This is a genomic window from Cohnella sp. (assembly GCF_041640265.1).
In the GTDB taxonomy this organism is placed as follows: Bacteria; Bacillota; Bacilli; order Paenibacillales; family Paenibacillaceae; genus Cohnella.
The window spans coordinates 1-3728 of sequence record NZ_JBEQAP010000109.1 but is presented as its reverse complement, the minus strand read 5'-3'; the positions used below and the strand labels follow the sequence as shown (position 1 = coordinate 3728).

The following is a 3728-nucleotide window of genomic DNA, read 5'->3' as shown; positions in this document are numbered from 1 at the left end:
CGTCAATATCAAAAATAGATAATTCACCAATCATTTGGTCATCATCTTTTAAACAAATAGCAAAATCATGGCGAGAAGAGTCATTATTAATATTATTGATATGAGCTTGAATTTGTTCTAAAGTAAATTTCGGTTTTGTACCTGTCATATAACGTATTTCTTCATCCGTTGTATTAACTAACATGATTGGTGCATCTATTTCTTCAAGTTTTCGCAAATAAATTCTTTCGCTTTCTAAATGCACATAAAAGCCTCCTTTTAATTACGCTAGCAGGTATTCCAAGTAATTGAAGTTATGCTTCAGCCGTGCCACATGCTCGTCAGGGTCAGGAAACTAGCGTAAGCCCCATGCTACATTCGGCAAACAACTGCGAGACAGGCGCTCTCCAGATTCCAGGAGATGCTCGAAGCTTCACCACCGAGACGCGTTTTTGGGCCATCCTTTACAGGAGGCCCATTCTTTTTCTCTCTTTATTCAACTATCGTCTCCCGTAATAGTTTCTGTTTAATCGATTACGGCTGCCAAACCTCCCATATGTTACCGTCCGGATCGGCGAACGTTATGTTTGGTCCGCTTGTCACCCGTTCTCCTAAAATATTCACTCCGTTTTCCTTGAAACGGTTATATAACTCTTCGATCCGTGGTGTAATAAAACATGCCATTGCATGAGGTTTTCCGCTGTCCAATGACCATGAAAACCGTAATCGACCGCCTTCTTCGTCCGATTTGTGAAGGAACAACGCGGGTACAACTTGCCTTAAACCAGGCGAAGGAAGATTTCCATTCCGATCGGGAAAATTCAGAACAGCTGTCACCATCCCAGGCTCAATAAGTTCGTTGTTAGAAGGTTGGTACCCTAAATTCTTTTGGTACCATTTAATAGACTCGTAAACATCATTTACCGGTACATAAATACAAGTCATACCGGTAATGTCCTCCAGCATTTGTTCCACTTTGGTTTCCTCATGTTCAGGCATATCCATTTCCTCCCTTTGTTCATTAACGTTTCTAAGCGACAGGAACGCAGCACTCTACATAAACTGACCGTTCAAAGTCCCTTCCCTCACCCGGATTACCTCCTAAATCAGGCATGTAGTACGAATACCAAGATCGATTGACATCAGGTTCATAACCCGGTGTTATATGAAGCCAGCGATAGATCCGCTCCAGCACTCCCGACATTGAGCCATAGGCTCTTGTCGTGATACAAGCGTACAACCCACCTTCCAACCCATTCATCCGATACAAATCCTCTTGTGACGGAACATACTCAGTTCTCTATCGCTAAACTCAGCTTAACAAATTTGATCTGGAATGGACTGTATTTTTTTATCAAAAATATGAGTTAGTTGAACACAGTCTTCGGACTTCACCGAACATGACCATGGAGGCCCTCCTCTGCTACTGACTTTGGCATGCGAAACCGTAGCCAGTATAGTTGAGGAGAGCTTTTCCGTCATGGGCATCGGTTCTTCTACTCCGTTCTCCCGCGCATGGCGCGGGGCTTAATCTGGAGTAAGCGGAGTGCACCCCCCGGTTCTCTTCTCATCATCCACTTGCCGAACGCTTATAACCACGTTTCCCTTTTTATGGCCCTGCTCCACGTAACGGTGGGCCTCCGCCACTTGCTCCAACGAATACCGGCGGTCAATGACCGAACGCAACTTGCCGGTCTCGATCAACTCTTTGAGAAAGATCAGATCTTCCGCGCTGTCCTTCATCGATTCGCCGGTCACCTTCTTGCCGCTCGTCAAGTTGGTCCATAACCCTCGTATAATCGGCAATGGGCTCACGCGGACCGCTTGCAAGTAGAAGCCCTCCGGTTTTAGACGTTTGACGCAAACCTTGTACGGACTCTTCCCGACCGTATCGAAAATAATATCATAGGCCGTACCTTCATCCGACAACCGTTCTTTCGTATAATCGATTACGCGGTCGGCACCCAGCGATCTCACCAACTCCACATTCAATGTGCTGCATACTCCGACCACTTCCGCGCCGAAATACTTGGCCAGCTGCACCGCATAGGTCCCGACACTGCCCGAAGCGCCATAGACGAGCACACGGCTGCCGCGCCGGATGTTGCCCTTACGGAGAAATTGCAAGGCCGTACAGGCGCCGACCGGAACCGCGGCCGCCTCTTCGAACGTCATGTTCGCCGGCATCGGTCCGACACCTCCCGTCTCTGGCAGGCATTTGTATTCGGCATACGCACCGAAACCGTAACCGCATGCGGCATACACGGCATCTCCCGGCTTGAATCGGGTAACGCTTTTGCCCGTCGATTCGACCACGCCGGCTAATTCGAAACCAAGAATCTTTATTTTCCCCGGTCTCCATAAACCGTTGAACAGCCGTGCGAGGAAAGGATCTGCCTTGCGTAATCGCCAATCCCCCGCTGAAGCGGTTGCCGCATAAACCTTAATTAAAATCTCGTCGTCTTTGGGTACCGGCTTGGCGACCTCCCGCAACTGCAAGACATCCGGCGGCCCGTACCGCTCGTATACGATTGCTTTCAACCCTAACCCCTCCATTTCTACAGTCCCAGATTCCGTTTATCCTGTTGTTTCTTCGAGTCGTGACGGGAGTAACCTCTGCGGATGGCCCATTCGGCCACGGCGAGGTTGATGACCCAGCCCGTACCCATGTACAGCGCCTTACTTAAATCACCCGGAGGGCCGAAAATTGCTGTCCCCGCCATCTCGGTCAGCGCCTGCGTACCCGCGCCAAGCCCGATCGCATAGCCGCGCGTCATCCAGGCGCGGTGCCGGTTAACGTCCCTGCGCAGAATCGCGGTAAAGCCGAGCAGGATGGACACGACCATTGCCAACCCGAACAGGAGCCGCAATGCAAACAACAACTTACCGCCGTACGGGATGGGATAGAACAAGGTCATCCACAGCCCGGTAAGTCCCACCATCAGGCCGCATAGAACCAGGACGCGCCCGGCCGCGTGGTGCCAGCCCGGCTTGCGCCGCCGAAAACCGGGCGCGAACTGGAACGGGCCAAGGATGGCATACACGCCGGCACTTAGGATGTGCAACACCACCGGCAGAGGCATCTCAAAGAACCGTGCGTTGTCCGGCGTCATTTCCGCGCCGCCGATTAACGAGATGAGTCGGAAGACTCCGGCGGCGAGCGGAATGACGCTTAGTAAGAGCAATGCGGCGACAAGCCGCTTGGCCGAGCGTTCTTTTATCATATTGGACCGTTCGCCTGATTGGGGCGAACCTGAATGACCGAGACCAACGGCAAGCCGAGATCGCGAACCTTCCTGAGCAAGCCGTGTAATGCGGGCTGATCGACTACCTGAACAGTGAGGAAGGTTGTTCCGTCGCTTTCGTGGATGAGATTGAGCCCCTCGAACCAGTCAGTCCACCGGACATCAAGGTGACCCTTGAGTCGAATTTCGTACAGATCGGGTTTGTGATGTTCCCCTGCGGAACCGTGTGTTTCACTCATATTTACCTCCTTCAGTTCCTCCCGCGGAAGCGTCTCCACGTCGTTACTTGTGTTCCTTACATAATCAAACCTACATGCTCATGTGGTGAGACCGCATCACCAGATGTGGTGATTAACGTGGTGATTTTTTTAACGGCATCCCGAGAGAAGTCCCCTTCCTCTACAGGGAGGGGATGAATAGCGGCCAGGCGAAGCCTGGAAGCTCTTATTGCTCCGGTTTGTGGCAATTTGATATAATCAGTCTTAGATTGGTATAAGGCTGGTG

At 51.0% G+C, this 3728-nt stretch carries 7 protein-coding genes; all 7 read right to left on the bottom strand.

The annotated features are described in order from the left end of the window. On the bottom strand, window positions 1-244 hold a 244-nt coding region (locus tag ACESLK_RS30015; RefSeq protein ID WP_373233525.1), incomplete at its 3' end, for a GNAT family N-acetyltransferase. A gap of 269 nt (window positions 245-513) precedes the next feature. Next, window positions 514-978 (bottom strand): VOC family protein, encoded by a 465-nt coding sequence (locus ACESLK_RS30010; RefSeq protein ID WP_373233523.1) that lies wholly within the window; start codon window positions 976-978, stop codon window positions 514-516. Window positions 979-1009: 31 nt separating this feature from the next. After that, entirely contained in the window at window positions 1010-1240 is a 231-nt protein-coding gene (locus ACESLK_RS30005) for a hypothetical protein (RefSeq protein ID WP_373233522.1), read from the bottom strand. A 266-nt stretch (window positions 1241-1506) separates the two neighbouring features. Then, complete coding sequence (locus ACESLK_RS30000; RefSeq protein WP_373233521.1) at window positions 1507-2520, bottom strand: NAD(P)-dependent alcohol dehydrogenase; 1014 nt, start codon at window positions 2518-2520, stop codon at window positions 1507-1509. A gap of 17 nt (window positions 2521-2537) precedes the next feature. Then, window positions 2538-3203 carry a DUF2306 domain-containing protein gene (locus ACESLK_RS29995; RefSeq protein ID WP_373233520.1) on the bottom strand — a complete coding sequence of 222 codons (666 nt, stop codon included), beginning with the start codon at window positions 3201-3203 and terminating at the stop codon, window positions 2538-2540. Then, window positions 3200-3463 carry a hypothetical protein gene (locus ACESLK_RS29990; protein ID WP_373233519.1) on the bottom strand — a complete coding sequence of 88 codons (264 nt, stop codon included), beginning with the start codon at window positions 3461-3463 and terminating at the stop codon, window positions 3200-3202. Before ACESLK_RS29990 ends, ACESLK_RS29995 begins: the two co-directional genes overlap by 4 nt. Before the next feature lie 56 nt (window positions 3464-3519). Beyond that, window positions 3520-3728, bottom strand: a 209-nt coding sequence (locus ACESLK_RS29985; protein WP_373233518.1) for a hypothetical protein, incomplete at its 5' end; no start/stop codon positions are given.